This is a genomic window from Streptomyces sp. DSM 120436 (assembly GCF_055778765.1).
This window is the reverse complement of sequence record NZ_JBSKBS010000001.1, coordinates 4,488,198-4,504,059: the sequence shown is the minus strand read 5'-3', so window position 1 is coordinate 4,504,059 and position 15,862 is coordinate 4,488,198. Positions and strand designations below refer to the sequence as shown.

The window sequence follows — 15,862 nt, the reverse complement described above, 5'->3', positions numbered from 1 at the left end:
GAAGCAGCCGACCTAGGAGAGGCGACGTGGCGAAGAAGAACAAGAAGGCGAAGAAGCTGCCCCTGGCGTACAAGCCGATCGGCTTCGCGCTGGGCTGGACCAGCGGCACCGTGGCGGGCCTGGCCTTCCAGAAGACCTGGAAGGTGATCAAGAAGGAGGACAACGCGCCGGACGCGCTGGACCGCGACCGCGGCTGGGGCGAGATCCTGCTGGCCGCGGCGGTCCAGGGGGCGATCTTCGCGGTGGTGCGCAGCGCGGTGGACCGCGCGGGCGCGAAGGCGATCGAGCGGTCCACCGGAGTCTGGCCGGTCCCGGACCAGGGGGGCCGGGACTGACCCGGACGGTCGCGCCGGCCGGAACGCCGGAGGGGCTGACGTGTCAGCCCCTCCGGCGTTTCAGCCCTGCTTGGGCGCTGTCGGTGCGCCCCGGCGGACGGTGAAGGAATGCCCCGCCGGATCGGCGTACCCGCGCTCCTCGGTGGAGCCGGACGAGTCACCGCTCTCCGTCGGGCGGCCGCCCAGGCTCACGATCTTCCGCTCCACCCCGTCCAGGTCGTCCGCCATGAACTCCAGGTGCGCCTGGAGGGAGTTCTCCGGGCGGGGCCAGCTCGGCGCGGTCGCGTTCACGTCGCGACGCAGGGCCAGGCGGAAGCCGTCGGCGGTGCGGATCTCCACCCGGTTGGCGCTCGCGTCGACGTGGTCCGCCTCCAGCAACTCCTTGTAGAAATCGGCGAGTTTCTCGGGTTCGGCGCAGTCGAGCACCACCACGCCCGTGGTCACCAGTGCCATGTCTCCTCCGCGGCGTCGGATGCGGGGCGGTCCGGCCCCGCCCGGTGACACCTGTCCGCGCTCGCCGTTTTCACTCATCGATCACAGGGGTGAAAAACTCGGCCGCAAGACGAAGACATATGTCGTTCGAACATGCTCAAATGCAGTCGTCCGCGAGTAACTGGCGTGCCCGGGGCCGGTGTTGGGGCCGACGCCCCTCCCCCGAGCACGGAGCAGGCTGGAGGCGATGGCGTCGTGCGGTACGAACCCCCGCCGCTGACCCGGCATCTGCGCGTGCGCCGCGACCGGGACCACACCGTGCTCGAGTTCCACGGCGAGATCGACATCGCGGCCGCCGCGGAGATCGTGCCGCACCTCGACCTGGCGACCGCCGGGCCGGACGCCCGCGTGGTCGTCGACCTGACCCACGTCGACTTCTTCGACCTCTCCGGGCTGCGCCTGCTCCACCGGGCCCGGCACCGCCTCGCCGACGGGCGGCTGCACCTGGTGTGCGCCCATCCGCCGACCCTGCGGATGCTGCGGATCACCGGCCTGTCCCGTCTGCTGCCGCCGTGGCCCACCCTGGAGGCGGCGCTGACCGCCCCCGGATCGAGGTCCGGACCGGTGTAGCCCTTCGCGGGCCCGCCCGCCCGTGCGCCCCCGCGTGCTCCCGGTGCCGGTGCCCGTCCCCCGACCGCCTTGTCTGTTCGGTGAGATGGCGGGCATCCGGACGGAAGGAAGGAGGGCCGTCGCCATGACGACTCCGGTGGAGGGACCGACCGCGCGCGTGCCCGGCTGGGTGAAGGTGCTGGGTGCGACGGTGGTACTGCTGGCCGTGCTGTTCGCCGGGATCCGGCTGAGCGTGCTGCCGGGGCTGAAGGGCCTGTTCGGCACGGAGACGCGCGACCGCTCGGGGCCCGCGCTGCTGGAGTCCATCCAGGACATCAGCCGCTACGACGCCGCCTCGGGCGCCTTCCAGGTGGTGGTGGACCTGGAGAAGGACACCAAGTTCCTGCCGGACGCGGTCCGCGGCAGCCGCACCCTGTACGTGGGCGCGGGCACCGTGGACGCGTACGTCGACCTCGGCGGGCTGAAGGAGGGCGACGTCCGGGTGGACGAGGACCGCACCTCCGCCACGCTGCGGCTGCCCCGCGCCCGGCTGGGCGCCCCGGCGCTGGACGTCGACCGCTCCTACGCCGTCTCCAAGCAGCGCGGCCTGCTCGACCGGCTCGGGGATCTGTTCTCGGACAACCCGAACGGCGAACAGGCCGTGCAGAAGCTCGCGGTGCGGCACATCCGGGAGGCGGCCGAGGAGAGCGGGCTGACCGCGCGGGCGGAGGCCAACACCCGGGAGATGCTCCAGGGGCTGCTGCGCTCCCTGGGCTTCGAGCGGGTGCGCGTCAGCTTCGCCGACTGACCCGGACTGCCCGGTCCCGCCGGGGGTAACCGCCGTAACACTCAAGGACGTTGACGACTGGAGGACATCCGATGGCTCGCGCCGCCCGCCATCCGCTCCCGCTGCCCCTGCGGCTGCTGGTGATGCTGTGCGCCTTCGCCTTCATGGTGCTCTTCGCGGTGGTGCTGGCCCGGCTCACGCTGCAGCCGTCCCCCGCCTCGGAGGCCCTGACCCACACCAACCTGCATCCGGGCCGATCCCTGCGGGCCTATCTGGACCAGCCGGCGCTGCGGGACGCGGTGAAGCAGATCGGCGGCAACATCCTGCTGGGCGTGCCCTTCGGGGTGCTCGCGCCGGTCGTCGCGCCGCGCACCCGGGGCTTCCTGCGGATCCTGTTCCTGACGGCCGCGGTGATGCTGCTGGTCGAGGTGGCGCAGGGTTCGCTGGTCACCGGCCGCGCCTTCGACATCGACGACGTCATCCTCAACACCGCCGGGGCGCTGATCGGTTACCTGCTCGTGGGCCGGCGGATGAGCAGGGCCGTGCACGCACGCCGCCCCGAGGAGTGACCCGAGGGCCGCCGCACGCCGTACGTACGCCTCCGTCCCCCGCGGGCGGAGGCGTACGCCGGCTAGGGCCTCTCCCGCTGCTCCTCGCGGACGCGGGGGGCCTGGCGCGGGGACCAGGTGAACTTGTCCCCGCCCACCCAGCGGACCGTGTCGGGGTCGTCCAGGTCGTGCACCGTGATGCCGTACACCACGGCCGCCTGGAGCACGTCGGTGACCGACCTGGCCTCACCCACGATCTCTCCGTCGATCTCCACGATCCGGAAGGGCGGGGACCCTGGCTGCACTCCGAGCACCGTGATCCGCGGCTGTGACATGTACGGACTCGCGCTTTCGGTCATGCCTCCGAGGGTAGCCCCAAACGGCATGGACCCGGCCTTTCGGACACGGCAGCCCGGAGCCGTCCCTCAGGGACGCCGCCAGTCGTCGCTCGTCAGGTGCGAGCCGGCCTGCGGTCCCATGCGGAGCATCCCGCCGTCCACGCTCCACGAGGCGCCGGTGACGTACGAGGCGTCGGGGCCGGCGAGGAAGGCGATCACCGCGGCGACCTCGCGGGCGTCGCCGGGCCGGCCGAGGGGGATGCCGGGGCGGCTCTCGGTGTGCGGGTCGGTGTCCTCCTGGCCGGTCATCGGGGTGGCGATCTCACCGGGGGCGACCGCGTTCACCGTGATGCCGTACTCGGCCAGCTCCAGCGCCATCACCTGGGTCAGCAGTCCGAGACCGCCCTTGGCCGCGCAGTACGGGGCGGCCCCGACCCGCGGCTGGTGCTCGTGCACGGAGGTCACGTTGACGATCCGGCCGCCGTCGCCCTGCCGGATCATGTGCCGCGCCGCCTTCTGCGAGCACAGGAACGGGCCGAGCAGGTCGACGTCGAGCACCTCCCGCACCTTCTCGGGCGCCAGGTCGAGGAAGGGCGTGCTCGTTCCGGTGCCGGCGTTGTTGACCAGCACGTCGACGCGTCCGAGCCGGTCGCACAGGTCGTCCACGGTGTCGGCGGCGCCGGGCAGCTCGGTCAGGTCGAGGTGGACGACCTCGGCGCGGCAGCCGTGCGCGCGCACCTCCTCCGCGGTCTCCTCCGCGCCCTCGCGGTCGCTGAGGTACGTGATGCCCACGTCCATGCCGGCGGCGGCGAGCCGTACGGCGGTGGCCCGGCCGATGCCGGAGTCCGCGCCGGTGATCACGGCGACCTTGCCGTTGACGGGGGTGGAGAGTGACATGCCTGCCTCCTCGTCGTCGGTGTCCGGGGTGCCGGGTCGCAGTACCCGCACCGGCGCGGGCCAACCGTCCCGGACGCGGCGTGCGGCCCCGTCCGCCCTGGGGAACCCTGGAGCGAGGAGGTGGCCATGGACCCCGTCGAGGCGCTGGAGGACGTCGCGTTCCCGCTGGAGCGGTCGCCGGCTCCGGCGTACCGCGCCCGCGCCGTCCGCACCGCGGTGCGGACGCCGGCGGAGCCGGGCCCGGACGAGGTGCGCGAGCGGACGCTGGAGGCGGGGGCGCTGTTCCCCCTCGACACCGACGCGCACGTCCCCGGGCACCCGGACCGGCGGATCCTCGGGCGCGCCCGCGCCGGGGAGTGCGGGGCGCCGCCCGAGCGGGTGGTCGCCGCCCGGTCGTCGGCAAAGCCGCCGGCGAGGGCCCACAGGCGCGGGACGCCGGCCGGCGTGGCGGGCGGCCGCGACGGCACCCGTACCGGTCCGCGAGGAGAGGAAGAACCGTCATGAACCGTGCGGCGGTGTTCGACGTCGACGGCACGCTGGCCGACACCAACCATCTGCACGTCACGGCCTGGTGGGAGGCGTTCCGGCAGGCCGGCCACCGGGTTCCGATGCACGCGATCCACCGCGCGGTGGGCCTGCCCTCCACCGACCTGATCGCGCATCTGCTCGGCGGGGACCGGGACGCCTCCCGGGACGCCGGGCTGAGTGCCGCGCACAAGACGCTGTACGGGCAGTACTTCGACCGGCTGCCGGCGCTGCCGGACGCCGGGCGGCTGCTGGAGCGGCTGCACGACGACGGCTGGACGGTGGTGCTCGCCACCTCGGCGGGCGGGGTGGAGCTGGGCGCGCTGCGCCGGGCGATCGACGCGGACCGGGCGATCTCCGCCACGGCGAGCGCCGACGACGTCGACGAGGGCAAGCCGGCGCCCGAGCCCGTGGAGCACGCGCTGGAGCTGGCCGGGGTGCCCGCCAAGCGCGCGGTGTTCGTCGGTGACACGGTGTGGGACATGCGGGCGGGCACCCGGGCCGGGGTGCGCTGTGTGGGTCTGCTGTGCGGCGGCATCCCGCGCGCCGATCTGGCCGAGGCGGGCGCGGACGTGGTGTACGACGACCCGGCGCGGCTGCTGGCCTCGCTGGCGGACTCCCCCCTGGCATGAGATTCCGCATGCTTCGTCACCGGTGCGACAGGGAAACCCGCAGTCCATGACGCGGGTGATCGACGGGACGGAGAACAAGGGCTCGGGCGGGCGGCTGGCCCGGGCGGCGGACGCCGTGCGGTGGGAGGCGCGCTCGGTCGGCCGGGCGGCGCGGGCCGCCCTGCGCGGGCCGGGACGGGAGCGGGACCTGCTGGTCCAGTCGCTGAAGGCGGCGCTGGCGGCGCTGCTGGCCTGGCTGGTGGCGCAGGTGTGGCTCGGCGACCCGATGGCGCTGATGGCGCCCTGGGTCGCGCTGGTGCTGGTGCAGGCCACGGTGTACAGCTCGCTGGTGCAGGGGGCTCGGCAGTTCGCCGCGATCTGCATCGGCGCGCTGGTGGCGTCGGGGGCGCAGGCGGTCACCGACGACACCACGGGCGCGATCGCCCTGTCGGTGCCGATCCTGGTGCTGCTGTCGAACTGGCCGCACTTCGGCGACCAGGGCATCTACGCGGCGACCACGGCCGTGTTCACCATCGCCACCGGCACGGTGAGCGCGGAGGCCGTGGGACACCGGCTGGGGCAGGCGGCGCTCGGCGCGGCCATCGGCGTCGCGGTGAACGCGCTCGTCCTGCCGCCCGTCCACCTCCGGGACGTCCGGGAGAACCTCGCGGCGCTGGCCCGGGAGGCGGGCGAGGTGCTGCACGCCGTCGCCGAGGACCTGCGCGAGGGTGACTGGGACGCGCAGACGGCGGCCAACCGGCTGAGCGCGGCGAAGCGGCTGCAGGACCGGCTGGACTCGCTGCGTTCGGCGCGCGGCTGGAGCAGGGAGAGCCTGCGGCTGACGTCGGGTCTGCTGCGCAGGCTGCACCGCGCGCCGGCGGAGGCGCTGCCGTCGCAGGACGAGGACGAACGCTTCGGCCGGATCACCGGCCATGTCACGGCGCTGACCCGCAGCCTGGCCGTCGCCGCGGACGAGGAGCGCTCCCCGGCCGCGCCGGACCCCGAGGTGCTCCGCTCCTACGGAAAACTGCTGGAGCTCCTCGGGGACAGCTGCCGCGCGGAGGCGGACCGGCTGCTGGGCGAGGAGGGGACGGCGGATCCGCTGCTGGACGAGCGGACCGACGCGGCCATGCGGGACCTGCACACCCGGCTCCAGGAGGGCCTGAGGGCGGAGGCCGGGCAGGGCGCGGCGCGGACGGCGGTGCTGGGCACGCTGGTGCTCCAGGCGGAGAACCTGTGGGCGGACCTCGACCCGGACGCGCGGGGCCGCTGACCGCCGCCGGACGGGGTGACGCACATCACCCCGGCACAGGGCCGCGGGCGGAACACACGGGGGCGGTTTCCCGTTGAACCGACCGTGGGTGCGGATGGGACAGTGTCCCCGGGCCTCACCATTCGCCCACAGGGACGATCGTTCGGCTGAAGCCCTGTGGAGCCTTTCGCCGCGAGGCGACCGCCATGCGCACCCACCTCCTTGCCGCCCCGGCCGTGCTCCCCCCGTCACGGCCGGGGCTTTCCCTTGCGCCCACGCCCTCGCGGCGGGCGTGAGCCCGCGCGTGTGCGGGGTACCCGGACGGTTCCGCCAAGCAGACCGGCCGGAGGGAGCGGAAGGGTGAGCAGCGCAGCGGGACTCAGGGTCGTCGTCACCGGCGCCACCGGAAACGTCGGGACCAGCGTGGTGCGGGCCCTCTCGGAGGAACCGGAGGTCGCCTCCGTACGGGGTCTGGCCCGGCGGATCCCCGACTGGTCGCCGCCGAAGACCGAGTGGTCGGCGGTGGACCTGGCCTCGGACCGGTTCGACCTGGTGCGGGAGTTCGCGGGCGCCGACGCGGTGATCCATCTGGCCTGGGCGTTCCAGCCCACGCACGACCCCGCGACCACCTGGCGCAGCAATGTGCTGGGCAGCATGCGGGTGTTCGACGCGGTGGCCCGGGCGGAGGTGCCGACGCTGGTGCACGCCTCGTCGGTGGGGGCGTACTCCCCCGGCCCGAAGGACCACGCGGTGGACGAGTCGTGGCCGACGCACGGCTGGCCGGACGCGGCGTACTGCCGGGAGAAGGCGTATCTGGAGCGGGCCCTGGACACCGTGGAGCGGGACCGCCCCGCCCTCAGGGTGGTGCGGATGCGGCCCGCGTTCCTCTTCAAGCGCGAGTCGGCGAGTGAGCAGCGCCGCATCTTCGGCGGCCGCTACCTGCCGGGCCAGCTGGCCCGCCCCGATCTGCTGCCGTTCCTGCCGGACATCCCCGGGCTGCGGATGCAGGTGCTGCACACCGACGACGCGGCGCAGGCGTACCGGCTGGCCGTCCTGTCCGCAAAGGCGCGCGGGCCGTACAACCTGGCGGCGGAGCCGACGGTGGACGTGGGGCTGCTGGGCGAGATGTTCGGCACGCGCCGGGTGCGGCTGCCGCGCGCCGCGGCCCGGTCGGCGGTCGCCGCGGCCTGGGGCCTGCGGCTGCTGCCCGCCTCCCCGCACCTGTTCGACGCGGTGCTGCGGCTGCCGCTGATGGACTGCACCCGGGCGCGGGTGGAGCTCGGCTGGCGGCCGACGCGCACGGCGACGCAGGTGGTGGAGGAGTTCCTGCTGGGCATGCGGCAGGGCGCCGGGGAGAGCACGGCGCCGCTGCACGGCAGCGCGGTCGGCTGAGCGGCGCGTGCGCGGGCCCGCGCGGGGTACCCGCGAGTCCCGTACGGATGAAGGGAGAGCGTCGTGACCGACCACCGCATCGACAGTCCCGGTGAGAACGGCGCGGGTGTCCCCAGGGACATGCCGGACCAGCAGGCCGGTCCCGACGAGGACCCCTGGGAGGTCGCCCCGGCCGCCGCGGAGCGGGAGAGCGAGCGCAAGGCCGAGGAAGCGGACAGGCCGGATTCCGCCGACGACGTGCCGGACACGGACGAGGCCGGCACGGGCCGCCAGGGCGCGCCGCACTCGGCGGGGTCCTACCCGGAGGCCCCGGTGCCGGACGAGTCCACCGGCTGATCCCCCGCCGGGCCCGGTCCGGGGCGGCGTCGCGCCGACGGGCGAGCAGCGGCTCGGCGCCCGCGTACGTCTCCGGGCAGGTCGCGGGGCCCGTTCCTCACCGCGTCCGGCTCGCCTCCCGTGGACGCGGCCCGGTCTGCGCACACCGTCGAGCGGCGGCTCGGCGCGACGTTCCCTCCCCCTCGGTTCACGAGGTCACGAGGTGCACGTGCTCAGAGCGGTGATCTCGTCCAGCGTGGCCGCCAGGTGCGGGCCGACGTTCTCCCGGACCCGGCGCGCGGCCTCGGCGCCGACGGCCCGGGGCACGGTCTCGGTGAGCATGACCAGGTCGAGGTGGGCGCGGTACAGGGCGAGGCGGAGGAGGGCGCTCCCGTCGAGAACCGCGGGGCCGCCCTCCTCCGCGTAGCCGGCGAGGAAGGCGTCGTCCCGCCGGATGTCGTCGAGCAGCGCCAGGGAGACGAAGTCGGCGAGCGGATCGCCCCAGAACATCCGCTCGCCGTCGATCAGTCCGCCGATCCGGGCGGGGCCGTCCGCCGGGCGGTCCACCAGGATGTTGCCCGGCCACAGGTCGAAGTGGACCAGCACCGGCACGCCGACCGCGTCGAGCGCGGGAGCGGCGGCCCGGAAGACGGCGGCCACCTCGTCGACGGGGCGGGGCAGCCAGGGGCGGTGGTCGCGGGCGTCGGCGAGCACGGCGTCGGTCATCGTGGTGAAGGCGGACCGCCAGTCGGGGGCGAGCGGGCCGAGGGCGCCGGAGGGGTGGCCGAACGCGGTTCCGGTGACCCGGTGCAGTCGCGCCACCTGGCGGCCCAGTTCGGTGCGCAGGCCGGTCCGTTCCTCGTCGGTGGGGGCCGCCTCGGGCCAGGGCACGCCCGGGCAGGCGGTCATCAGCAGGTGCGGCGCCGTGTCGTCCGGGGCGAGGGACACGACGTGTGGCGCGGGCACCCGGGCCTGCTCCGCGCCCGCGCAGAACGCGGCCTCCGCGACCAGCAGCCGCCGCTCGTGCCGCAGGCCGGGCGCACCGGGCGGGGGCGGGACCTTCAGGACGTAGCGGGTACCGTCGGTCAGGAGGATCTCCTCGACGGTGTTGTAGGTGCCTCCGGACAGCGGGCGCACCCCGGCCAGGGCGGCGGGCGGCAGGCCCGCGCCCGCGAGCACCCGGCGGGCCCGTTCCCGTGAGTCCCCCATCGCGCGCACCCCTCCCCCTCGGCGCCCGCGGTACAGCGTACGGAACGACCCCGGGTGCGGGGCGGCAAGGGGCGGGGTGCGGGGGAAAACCGTTGGCTCCCGCGCGGGGCGGGTCCCTACGCTGGCCGCCGAAACCTAGACCCCCTAGGTTTGCCGGAACGTCACAGGAGACGACCTCATGAGAGCACTCACCGAGCAGGACATCCGCGGTTCCTTCATCAACTGCTCGAAGGGTGAGGCGAAGCGGCTGTCCGTGCCCCGCGACCTGGCCGAGCGTCCGTGGGACGACCTCGACTTCCTCGGCTGGGGCGATCCCGGCGCACCCGACCGCAGCTATCTGGTCGTCGAACGGCGGGACCGGCTCGTCGGAGTGGCCCTGCGCTTCCAGCCCGCCCAGCGGGGTTTCCTGCACCGCAGCATGTGCTCCCTGTGCCTGACGACCCATCCGCGCGGCGGAGTGTCGCTGATGACCGCCCGCAAGTCGGGCCCGGCGGGCCGGGAGGGCAACTCGGTCGGCGCCTACATGTGCACCGACCTGGCCTGCTCCCTGTATCTGCGCGGACTGAAGGTGCCGGAGACCGGGGCCCGGTTCGAGGAGAGCCTCACCCTGGAGGAGCAGATCGACCGCACCCGGAGCAATCTGTTCGCCTTCGTCGACAAGCTGTAGTCCCGCCGGGCGACCGGGTGCGGTCCCGTTGCCCGTCCCCCGGGGGACTGCCGTCACACGAGAACACGTTCGTCACACGCGGGGAGGGGGAACCGTCCGAAGATGCACGTCGTACGCCAGATCACCGCGCCTGCCGTCCGGTTCCTCAAGCAACACCGTGATCCGCTGACCGTGCAGACGGTGCGGTCGGCGGCCGCGGCGACGCTCGCCTACGTCATCGCGGTCCGGCTGAGCCCGGAGGCCGCGCCGCTCACCGCCCCCCTGACCGCGCTGCTCGTCGTCCAGGTCACCCTGTACTCCACGCTGACCACCGGTCTGCGCCGGGTGAACTCCGTGGTGACCGGCGTGGTGCTGGCGATCCTCTTCAGCCTGCTGGTGGGTCTGACCTGGTGGAGCCTCGGCCTGCTGATCCTCGCGGCGCTGGTCACCGGTCATGTGGTGCGGGCGGGCGAGTTCGTGCCCGAGGTGGCGATCAGCGCGATGCTGGTGCTCGGGGTGACCACGCACGGGGACACCGCCTGGGCGCGCATCGTGGAGACGCTGATCGGCGCCGTCGTCGGGATGGCGTTCAACCTGCTGCTGGCGCCGCCCGTGTGGGTGGAGGAGGCCGGCGCCTCCATCGAGGAGCTGGCGCGCCGGGTGCGGCAGCTGATGCTGCGGATCGGCGAGGAGGCCGCCGGCCGGCCGCCCGCGGCGCGCGCGGCGGCCCGGCTGCACGAGGCCCGCCGGCTGGACCACGACATCAGCGAGGTCGACGCGGACCTGCGGCAGGCGGAGGAGAGTCTGCGGCTCAACCCGCGGGTGCGGGAAGGGCTGCTGCACCGGGTGGTGCTGCGCACCGGTCTGGACACGCTGGAGATCTGCACGGTGGTGCTGCGGGTGCTGGCCCGCACCCTCACCGACCTGGCGAAGGAGCGGGAGCCGGAACGTCTCTTCGGCGAGGAGACGGGGCAGGTCTTCGAGCAGTTGCTGGCGGAGATCGCCGACGCCGTGGTCAGCTTCTCGGTGCTGGTCACCACGAGCGTGAGCGCCAACGCCGAGTCCGCGGAGGAGCGGCTCGCCTCGCAGCTGCGGCAGGCGGCCGGCACCCGCGACAAGCTGGCGGAGCTGCTGCACGAGGAGGCCGGGCGCGACCCGCAGCGGTGGCAGCTGCTGGGCGCCCTGCTGACCGAGGTCAACCGGATCCTCGACGAGATGGACACCGAGCACCGGACCCGGCGGCTGTTCGAGGAGCTGGACCGCCACTCGCGCGAGCAGCGCGAACGGCTCCCCCGGCTCACCCGGATGCGGGACCGGCTGTCCCGTCTTCCGGGCAGCTTCCGCCGCGACCGGGACGGGGAGCCCGCGCGCCGGCGCTGAGACGGGCGGTTCCGCGCCGCCCAGGAACGACGCCCCGCCCGGGTACGCGGGGTTCCCTTGCGCCCGGCGGGTGATCGACGCCAGGGTTGCCCGTGACGGGCGGGACGGGAGACGACCGAGGATGCGTGTGATGAACAGGGCCGACTTGAGCAGGCGCCGCTTCGTGGGCACGTTCGCGGGGACGGCCGCGGGGGTGTCGCTGTCCGCCTGTGACGGCGGTTCCCCGCCGTCCGACGCGCCGGCCCCGCCGGCTCCCGCCACGGTGACCGGCCCGCCGGCGCCGAGCGCGACGCCCTCGGGGCCGCGCCCGCTGTACCTGGGCACGTACACCTCGGTCGACGGCGGCGGCGAGGGCATCGGTCTGGCGACGTACGACCCGGCGACGGGGCGGATCACCGGCGCGGGCGTCGTCGGCGGGGTGGGTGACCCGTCGTTCCTGGCCGTGCACCCGGACGGCCGTACGCTGTACGCGGTGAACGAGCGGGAGGACGGCGCCGTGACCGCCGTGCGGCTGTCCGACCGGAAGGTCCTGGGCAGCAGCGCCACGGGCGGTTCCTCCCCCTGCCATCTGTCGGTGCATCCCCGTGGCCGGTTCCTGCTGAGCGCCGACTACGGCTCGGGCAGTGTCGCGGTGCACCGCATCCGGGCGTCGGGTGCGCTCGGCGAGCGCACGGAGACGGTCGTCCACTCCGACCCGCCGCCGGGCCCGGGCCGGCAGGGTCCGCACGCCCATCAGTGCGTCACCGCCCCGGACGGCGGTCACGTCCTCGCCGTGGACCTGGGCACGGACACCGTGTACACGTACCGCCTGGACGAACGGGCCGGCACCCTCACCGAGGTCTCCCGGGCCACCGCGCGGCCCGGCGCGGGACCACGCCACCTGGCCTTCCACCCCGGGGGCCGGTACGCCTACCTCGCCAACGAACTCGACGACACGGTGGCCGTGTGCGCGTACGAGCCCGGGTCGGGCCGGCTGACGATCGGCGAGCCGCAGCCGACGGGCTCGGGGTCCGGCACCAACTACCCGGCGCAGCTCGTCGTCACCGGCGACGGCCGGTACGCGTACCTCGCGAACCGGGGCCACGACAGCCTCGCCCGGTACGCCGTCGAGGAGGACGGGGCCCGGCTGCGACTGCTCGGCACGGTGCCGGTGGGCGGCGACTTCCCGCGTCACATCGCCCTCTCCCCCGACGGCGGGCTGCTGTTCGCGGCGAACCAGAGGTCCGGCGACGTCACGGTGTTCCGCGTGGACGCGGACAGCGGTGAACTGCGGCCGGCGGGCGAGCCGTTCGCGTCACCCGTCGCCGTCTGCGCGCTGCCGCTGTAGCGGCCGGGGGCAGGAGGCGGCGCTCGCCTGGGAGAGCAGGACGTGCATGCGCTCGGTGAGCTGCGCGAGGTCGTCGGCGGGCGCGTGGAACGGCAGCCGCACGTCGCCGTCGGTGCGGGCGCGTTCGATGCGCAGGGTCAGTCCGTGCCGGTCCACGGCGAGCGGCCGCACCCGGACCGCGCCCTGCAGGCTCGCCCGGTCCACCAGGCGGGTGAGCCGGTCGACGGCGTCGGCGTGGCAGTCCGCGAGGTGGGCCAGCAGCCGCGCCTCGGCGCCGGCCAACGGGTCGGGCGCGGCGACGGCGAACTCGTCGGGGCCGACCGTCAGCGCGCCGGAGGGCCGGCGGAGCACCACCCGGGTGGGCCGGAAGGCGAGCCGGCCGTCCCGGACGGAGAACCCTCCGGCGAGCCACACCCGGGAGCGGATCCGGTCGCGCACGGGGACGGGTGCGACGTCGGCGTACTCCAGCACGGCGGACGGCTCTCCGCGCGGCGCGCAGAGCGCGGCGGCGACCAGCGCGCTGTCCTCGGGCACCTCCAGCAGCACCCGTCCGTCGTCCGTGACGGTGGACGCGCCGACCAGCTCCTCGCGGGCGCCCTCCGCGGTCACCGTGCAGGACCATGCGGCGGCGAGCACCGAGCGGGCCCGCTCGGCCGCGCCCGGTGCGGCGGCCCAGCCGTGCGTGTGGTCACCCATCCCAACCTCCTATTAGGTAAGCCTTGCCTAAGCTATCGAAGATCGGGGCGTGCGCCAACCGCCTCCGGTGATCCTTTCGAGACCTCTCAGGGCGCGAGGACGCCCAGGAGCGCGCGTGCGCACAGGTCGCGCACCTGGTCGCGCCCCAACCGCTTTTCGCGCAGCCACTCCAGACAGACCGCCGTGGTGAACGCCAGCCAGCCGCGCACCGCGAGCCGGGTGTCGGGCCGGCCCCCCAGCACGGGACCGAACTCGGGGTCGGCGGCGAGGGCGGCGAGGATCTGCCGCTCCTGCGCGGCCAGCGCCCGCCGGTACACCCGCCGCACCGCCTGGTCCCCCGCCGCGTCGGCGCGGTGGAACGCGCGGAAGCCGTGCGCGTGGGCCTCGACGTACTCCAGGTAGGCGTCGAGCCCGGCGGTGAGCTGCGCGCGCACCGGGACGCCCGGCACGGGCGCCGTCATCCGGAGCATCCGCCCGCTCTCCCGCTCCACCACGGCCGCGAAGAAGTCCCGCTTGGCCGGGAAGTAGTGGTACAGCAGCCCGCGCGACACCCCGGCGATCTCGGCGACCTGCTCGATCCACACCTCGTCGTACGGGCTCTCGGAGAACAACCGCGCGCCCACCGCGAGCAGTTGCTCCCGACGCTCCTCGGTGCTGAGCCGACGGCGCGCGCGCCCGCCCTGGTCCACGGCCATTCCCGCACTGTAGTTGACGCCGGTCCGGCCGCCGGACCAGACTGGGTCCGCGTTATTGAACTCATGTGCAACACGTCGCCACTCGCTCGCCGGACCGAAGGAGACCGCGTCATGGCGGAGACGACGGCACGGGCCGTTGTGCCGAAGGGGTTCCGCAGCGCGGAGCAGGGCTGGCCCGCACTGCACCGCATACCGCACCCGCCGCACCGGCTGCCGCTGCTCGGCGACGTCCTCGGGGCGGGCAGACGCACGCCCATGCAGGACACGGTGCGGATCGCCCGGCAGTTGGGGCCGATCTTCCGGCGCCGCGCCTTCGGCAGGGAGTTCGTGTTCACGTGGGGCCCCCGGCTGGTGGCCGACCTGGCCGACGAGTCGCGGTTCGCCAAACACGTGGGGCTGGGCGTGGCCAACCTGCGCCCGCTCGGGGGCGACGGGCTGTTCACCGCCCACAACCACGAGCCCAACTGGCAACTGGCGCACGACGTGCTGGCGCCCGGGTTCAGCCGCGAGGCCATGGCCGGCTACCACCCGATGATGCTGTCGGTGGCCGCGCGCCTCACCGAGCACTGGGACCGCGCGGCGGCGGACGGGCGGTGGGTGGACGTGCCCGGCGACATGACCAAGCTGACGCTGGAGACGATCGCCCGCACCGGGTTCGGGCACGACTTCGGCTCCTTCGAACGGTCCCGTCCGCACCCCTTCGTCACCGCGATGGTCGGCGCCCTCTCCCACGCGCAGCGGCTGAACAACGTGCCGCCGCCGCTGGCCCCGCTGCTGCTGCGACGGGCGGACCGGCGCAACGCCGAGGACATCGCGCGGATCGGCCACATCGTCGACGAGGTGGTCCGCCGCCGACGCGCGGACGGGCACGCGGACGGCGACCTGCTGGACCGGATGCTGGAGACCGCGCACCCGCGCACCGGGGAGCGGCTGTCACCGGAGAACGTGCGCCGGCAGGTCATCACCTTCCTGGTCGCCGGGCACGAGACCACCTCGGGCGCGCTGTCCTTCGCGCTGCACTACCTGTCCCTCCACCCGGACGTGGCGGACCGCGCCCGCGCCGAGGTGGACCGTGTCTGGGGCGACACGGACACGCCCGCCTACGAGCAGGTCGCCCGGCTCCGTCACGTCCGCCGCGTCCTCGACGAGTCGCTGCGGCTGTGGCCGACCGCGCCGGCGTACTCGCGGGAGGCGACGCAGGACACGGTGCTGGCGGACGAGCATCCGATGCGGCGCGGGGCGTGGACGATGGTGCTCGTCCCGATGCTGCACCGCGACCCCGAGGTCTGGGGCGCGGACGCCGACGACTTCGACCCGGACCGCTTCGAGCCGCAGGCGGTACGCTCCCGTCCGCCCCACACCTACAAGCCCTTCGGCACGGGCGCCCGCGCCTGCATCGGCCGCCAGTTCGCCCTGCACGAGGCGACCCTGGTCCTGGGCCTGCTGCTGCGCCGCTACGACCTGCGCCCCGACCCGGAGTACCGCCTCCGCGTGACGGAACGGCTCACGTTCATGCCGGAGGGACTGCGGCTGCGCCCGGTGCGGCGCGGTCCGCTGCGCCCGGACATCCCGGCGCAGCGGACGGACAGCGGGGCGGCGCCCCGAGGCAGCGGCGGCCTAGCCGATTGAGAAGGCGGCACCGGGGTCGGCGTGCAGATGCGAGATCCAGATGGCGTCGAGCTCGTCCAGCCGCACGTGTCGCCGGCGCGGGCCGAGCGTCCCGCTGCCCGCGTCCACCCGGACATGGGTGTCCCGCTCGACACCAGATGGCCGGAACACGGATGGCCCACGCTCGGGCAGGGCGTCGCGGAGCCCAGGACCGTGAGGTGAAAGTCACTCATCTCGCGATCCCGGAACGCACGAGCGAC

19 protein-coding genes and 1 pseudogene are annotated in these 15,862 nt (G+C 74.5%); 13 read left to right on the top strand and 7 right to left on the bottom strand.

The window, feature by feature from the left end; genetic code table 11:
* Window positions 1-26: 26 nt before the first annotated feature.
* Complete coding sequence (locus ACWH4W_RS20125; RefSeq protein WP_473077102.1) at window positions 27-335, top strand: DUF4235 domain-containing protein; 309 nt, start codon at window positions 27-29, stop codon at window positions 333-335.
* Window positions 336-395: 60 nt separating this feature from the next.
* Here the strand turns inward: ACWH4W_RS20125 and ACWH4W_RS20120 are convergent, their stop codons facing one another.
* Window positions 396-788, bottom strand: coding sequence for a VOC family protein (locus ACWH4W_RS20120; protein ID WP_473077101.1), 393 nt, complete (start codon window positions 786-788; stop codon window positions 396-398).
* 234 nt (window positions 789-1,022) lie between these two features.
* Here ACWH4W_RS20120 and ACWH4W_RS20115 point away from each other — a divergent pair, with 234 nt between their 5' ends.
* The 3 genes from ACWH4W_RS20115 to ACWH4W_RS20105 all read left to right on the top strand — a co-directional run bounded on the left by ACWH4W_RS20115 (window position 1,023) and on the right by ACWH4W_RS20105 (window position 2,732).
* Entirely contained in the window at window positions 1,023-1,397 is a 375-nt protein-coding gene (locus tag ACWH4W_RS20115; RefSeq protein ID WP_473077100.1) for an STAS domain-containing protein, read from the top strand.
* A gap of 124 nt (window positions 1,398-1,521) precedes the next feature.
* Window positions 1,522-2,184: a DUF4230 domain-containing protein gene (locus tag ACWH4W_RS20110; protein WP_473077099.1), complete on the top strand. Its 663-nt coding sequence runs from the start codon at window positions 1,522-1,524 to the stop codon at window positions 2,182-2,184.
* A 71-nt stretch (window positions 2,185-2,255) separates the two neighbouring features.
* On the top strand, window positions 2,256-2,732 hold the full coding sequence (locus tag ACWH4W_RS20105; protein ID WP_473077098.1) for a VanZ family protein: 477 nt from the start codon (window positions 2,256-2,258) through the stop codon (window positions 2,730-2,732).
* Between the two features lie 62 nt (window positions 2,733-2,794).
* On the opposite strand, the gene ACWH4W_RS20100 is transcribed toward ACWH4W_RS20105, so the two are convergent.
* Complete coding sequence (locus ACWH4W_RS20100) at window positions 2,795-3,070, bottom strand: hypothetical protein (RefSeq protein ID WP_473077097.1); 276 nt, start codon at window positions 3,068-3,070, stop codon at window positions 2,795-2,797.
* 66 nt (window positions 3,071-3,136) lie between these two features.
* Window positions 3,137-3,946 (bottom strand): SDR family oxidoreductase, encoded by an 810-nt coding sequence (locus ACWH4W_RS20095; RefSeq protein ID WP_473077096.1) that lies wholly within the window; start codon window positions 3,944-3,946, stop codon window positions 3,137-3,139.
* A 126-nt stretch (window positions 3,947-4,072) separates the two neighbouring features.
* Here ACWH4W_RS20095 and ACWH4W_RS20090 point away from each other — a divergent pair, with 126 nt between their 5' ends.
* From ACWH4W_RS20090 to ACWH4W_RS20070, 5 genes are all read left to right on the top strand, one after another.
* On the top strand, window positions 4,073-4,450 hold the full coding sequence (locus tag ACWH4W_RS20090) for a hypothetical protein (RefSeq protein ID WP_473077095.1): 378 nt from the start codon (window positions 4,073-4,075) through the stop codon (window positions 4,448-4,450).
* On the top strand, window positions 4,447-5,103 hold the full coding sequence (locus ACWH4W_RS20085) for an HAD family hydrolase (RefSeq protein WP_473077094.1): 657 nt from the start codon (window positions 4,447-4,449) through the stop codon (window positions 5,101-5,103). Before ACWH4W_RS20090 ends, ACWH4W_RS20085 begins: the two co-directional genes overlap by 4 nt.
* Before the next feature lie 46 nt (window positions 5,104-5,149).
* Window positions 5,150-6,355, top strand: a complete 1,206-nt coding sequence (locus ACWH4W_RS20080; protein ID WP_473077093.1) for an FUSC family protein — start codon at window positions 5,150-5,152, stop codon at window positions 6,353-6,355.
* A 339-nt stretch (window positions 6,356-6,694) separates the two neighbouring features.
* Entirely contained in the window at window positions 6,695-7,726 is a 1,032-nt protein-coding gene (locus tag ACWH4W_RS20075; RefSeq protein WP_473077092.1) for an SDR family oxidoreductase, read from the top strand.
* Between the two features lie 63 nt (window positions 7,727-7,789).
* On the top strand, window positions 7,790-8,062 hold the full coding sequence (locus tag ACWH4W_RS20070) for a hypothetical protein (RefSeq protein ID WP_473077091.1): 273 nt from the start codon (window positions 7,790-7,792) through the stop codon (window positions 8,060-8,062).
* A 195-nt stretch (window positions 8,063-8,257) separates the two neighbouring features.
* Here the strand turns inward: ACWH4W_RS20070 and ACWH4W_RS20065 are convergent, their stop codons facing one another.
* On the bottom strand, window positions 8,258-9,250 hold the full coding sequence (locus tag ACWH4W_RS20065; protein ID WP_473077090.1) for a phosphotransferase family protein: 993 nt from the start codon (window positions 9,248-9,250) through the stop codon (window positions 8,258-8,260).
* A 178-nt stretch (window positions 9,251-9,428) separates the two neighbouring features.
* Here ACWH4W_RS20065 and ACWH4W_RS20060 point away from each other — a divergent pair, with 178 nt between their 5' ends.
* The 3 genes from ACWH4W_RS20060 to ACWH4W_RS20050 all read left to right on the top strand — a co-directional run bounded on the left by ACWH4W_RS20060 (window position 9,429) and on the right by ACWH4W_RS20050 (window position 12,603).
* Window positions 9,429-9,917 carry an FBP domain-containing protein gene (locus ACWH4W_RS20060; RefSeq protein ID WP_473077089.1) on the top strand — a complete coding sequence of 163 codons (489 nt, stop codon included), beginning with the start codon at window positions 9,429-9,431 and terminating at the stop codon, window positions 9,915-9,917.
* A gap of 102 nt (window positions 9,918-10,019) precedes the next feature.
* Window positions 10,020-11,276: an FUSC family protein gene (locus tag ACWH4W_RS20055; protein ID WP_473077088.1), complete on the top strand. Its 1,257-nt coding sequence runs from the start codon at window positions 10,020-10,022 to the stop codon at window positions 11,274-11,276.
* A gap of 130 nt (window positions 11,277-11,406) precedes the next feature.
* Window positions 11,407-12,603: a lactonase family protein gene (locus ACWH4W_RS20050; protein WP_473077087.1), complete on the top strand. Its 1,197-nt coding sequence runs from the start codon at window positions 11,407-11,409 to the stop codon at window positions 12,601-12,603.
* On the opposite strand, the gene ACWH4W_RS20045 is transcribed toward ACWH4W_RS20050, so the two are convergent.
* Window positions 12,571-13,299 (bottom strand): DUF2470 domain-containing protein, encoded by a 729-nt coding sequence (locus ACWH4W_RS20045; RefSeq protein WP_473077086.1) that lies wholly within the window; start codon window positions 13,297-13,299, stop codon window positions 12,571-12,573. The genes ACWH4W_RS20050 and ACWH4W_RS20045 overlap by 33 nt on opposite strands.
* A gap of 86 nt (window positions 13,300-13,385) precedes the next feature.
* Entirely contained in the window at window positions 13,386-13,994 is a 609-nt protein-coding gene (locus ACWH4W_RS20040) for a TetR/AcrR family transcriptional regulator (protein ID WP_473077085.1), read from the bottom strand.
* A gap of 111 nt (window positions 13,995-14,105) precedes the next feature.
* On the opposite strand from ACWH4W_RS20040, the gene ACWH4W_RS20035 reads away from it, so the two are divergent.
* Window positions 14,106-15,623: a cytochrome P450 gene (locus ACWH4W_RS20035; RefSeq protein WP_473077084.1), complete on the top strand. Its 1,518-nt coding sequence runs from the start codon at window positions 14,106-14,108 to the stop codon at window positions 15,621-15,623.
* Window positions 15,624-15,629: 6 nt separating this feature from the next.
* Here the strand turns inward: ACWH4W_RS20035 and ACWH4W_RS20030 are convergent.
* Window positions 15,630-15,835, bottom strand: a pseudogene (locus ACWH4W_RS20030) (MBL fold metallo-hydrolase); the annotation flags it as partial.
* Between the last annotated feature and the right edge of the window lie 27 nt (window positions 15,836-15,862).

Bases quoted from the DNA above. Each gene is read 5' to 3' on its own strand.
- ACWH4W_RS20120 (WP_473077101.1), bottom strand. From the start codon at position 788: ATGGCACTGGTGACCACGGGCGTGGTGGTGCTCGACTGCGCCGAACCC.
- ACWH4W_RS20110 (WP_473077099.1), top strand. From the start codon at position 1,522: ATGACGACTCCGGTGGAGGGACCGACCGCGCGCGTGCCCGGCTGGGTG.
- ACWH4W_RS20105 (WP_473077098.1), top strand. From the start codon at position 2,256: ATGGCTCGCGCCGCCCGCCATCCGCTCCCGCTGCCCCTGCGGCTGCTG.
- ACWH4W_RS20100 (WP_473077097.1), bottom strand. From the start codon at position 3,070: ATGACCGAAAGCGCGAGTCCGTACATGTCACAGCCGCGGATCACGGTG.
- ACWH4W_RS20095 (WP_473077096.1), bottom strand. From the start codon at position 3,946: ATGTCACTCTCCACCCCCGTCAACGGCAAGGTCGCCGTGATCACCGGC.
- ACWH4W_RS20090 (WP_473077095.1), top strand. From the start codon at position 4,073: ATGGACCCCGTCGAGGCGCTGGAGGACGTCGCGTTCCCGCTGGAGCGG.
- ACWH4W_RS20085 (WP_473077094.1), top strand. From the start codon at position 4,447: ATGAACCGTGCGGCGGTGTTCGACGTCGACGGCACGCTGGCCGACACC.
- ACWH4W_RS20080 (WP_473077093.1), top strand. From the start codon at position 5,150: ATGACGCGGGTGATCGACGGGACGGAGAACAAGGGCTCGGGCGGGCGG.
- ACWH4W_RS20065 (WP_473077090.1), bottom strand. From the start codon at position 9,250: ATGGGGGACTCACGGGAACGGGCCCGCCGGGTGCTCGCGGGCGCGGGC.
- ACWH4W_RS20060 (WP_473077089.1), top strand. From the start codon at position 9,429: ATGAGAGCACTCACCGAGCAGGACATCCGCGGTTCCTTCATCAACTGC.
- ACWH4W_RS20055 (WP_473077088.1), top strand. From the start codon at position 10,020: ATGCACGTCGTACGCCAGATCACCGCGCCTGCCGTCCGGTTCCTCAAG.
- ACWH4W_RS20050 (WP_473077087.1), top strand. From the start codon at position 11,407: ATGAACAGGGCCGACTTGAGCAGGCGCCGCTTCGTGGGCACGTTCGCG.
- ACWH4W_RS20045 (WP_473077086.1), bottom strand. From the start codon at position 13,299: ATGGGTGACCACACGCACGGCTGGGCCGCCGCACCGGGCGCGGCCGAG.
- ACWH4W_RS20040 (WP_473077085.1), bottom strand. From the start codon at position 13,994: ATGGCCGTGGACCAGGGCGGGCGCGCGCGCCGTCGGCTCAGCACCGAG.
- ACWH4W_RS20035 (WP_473077084.1), top strand. From the start codon at position 14,106: ATGGCGGAGACGACGGCACGGGCCGTTGTGCCGAAGGGGTTCCGCAGC.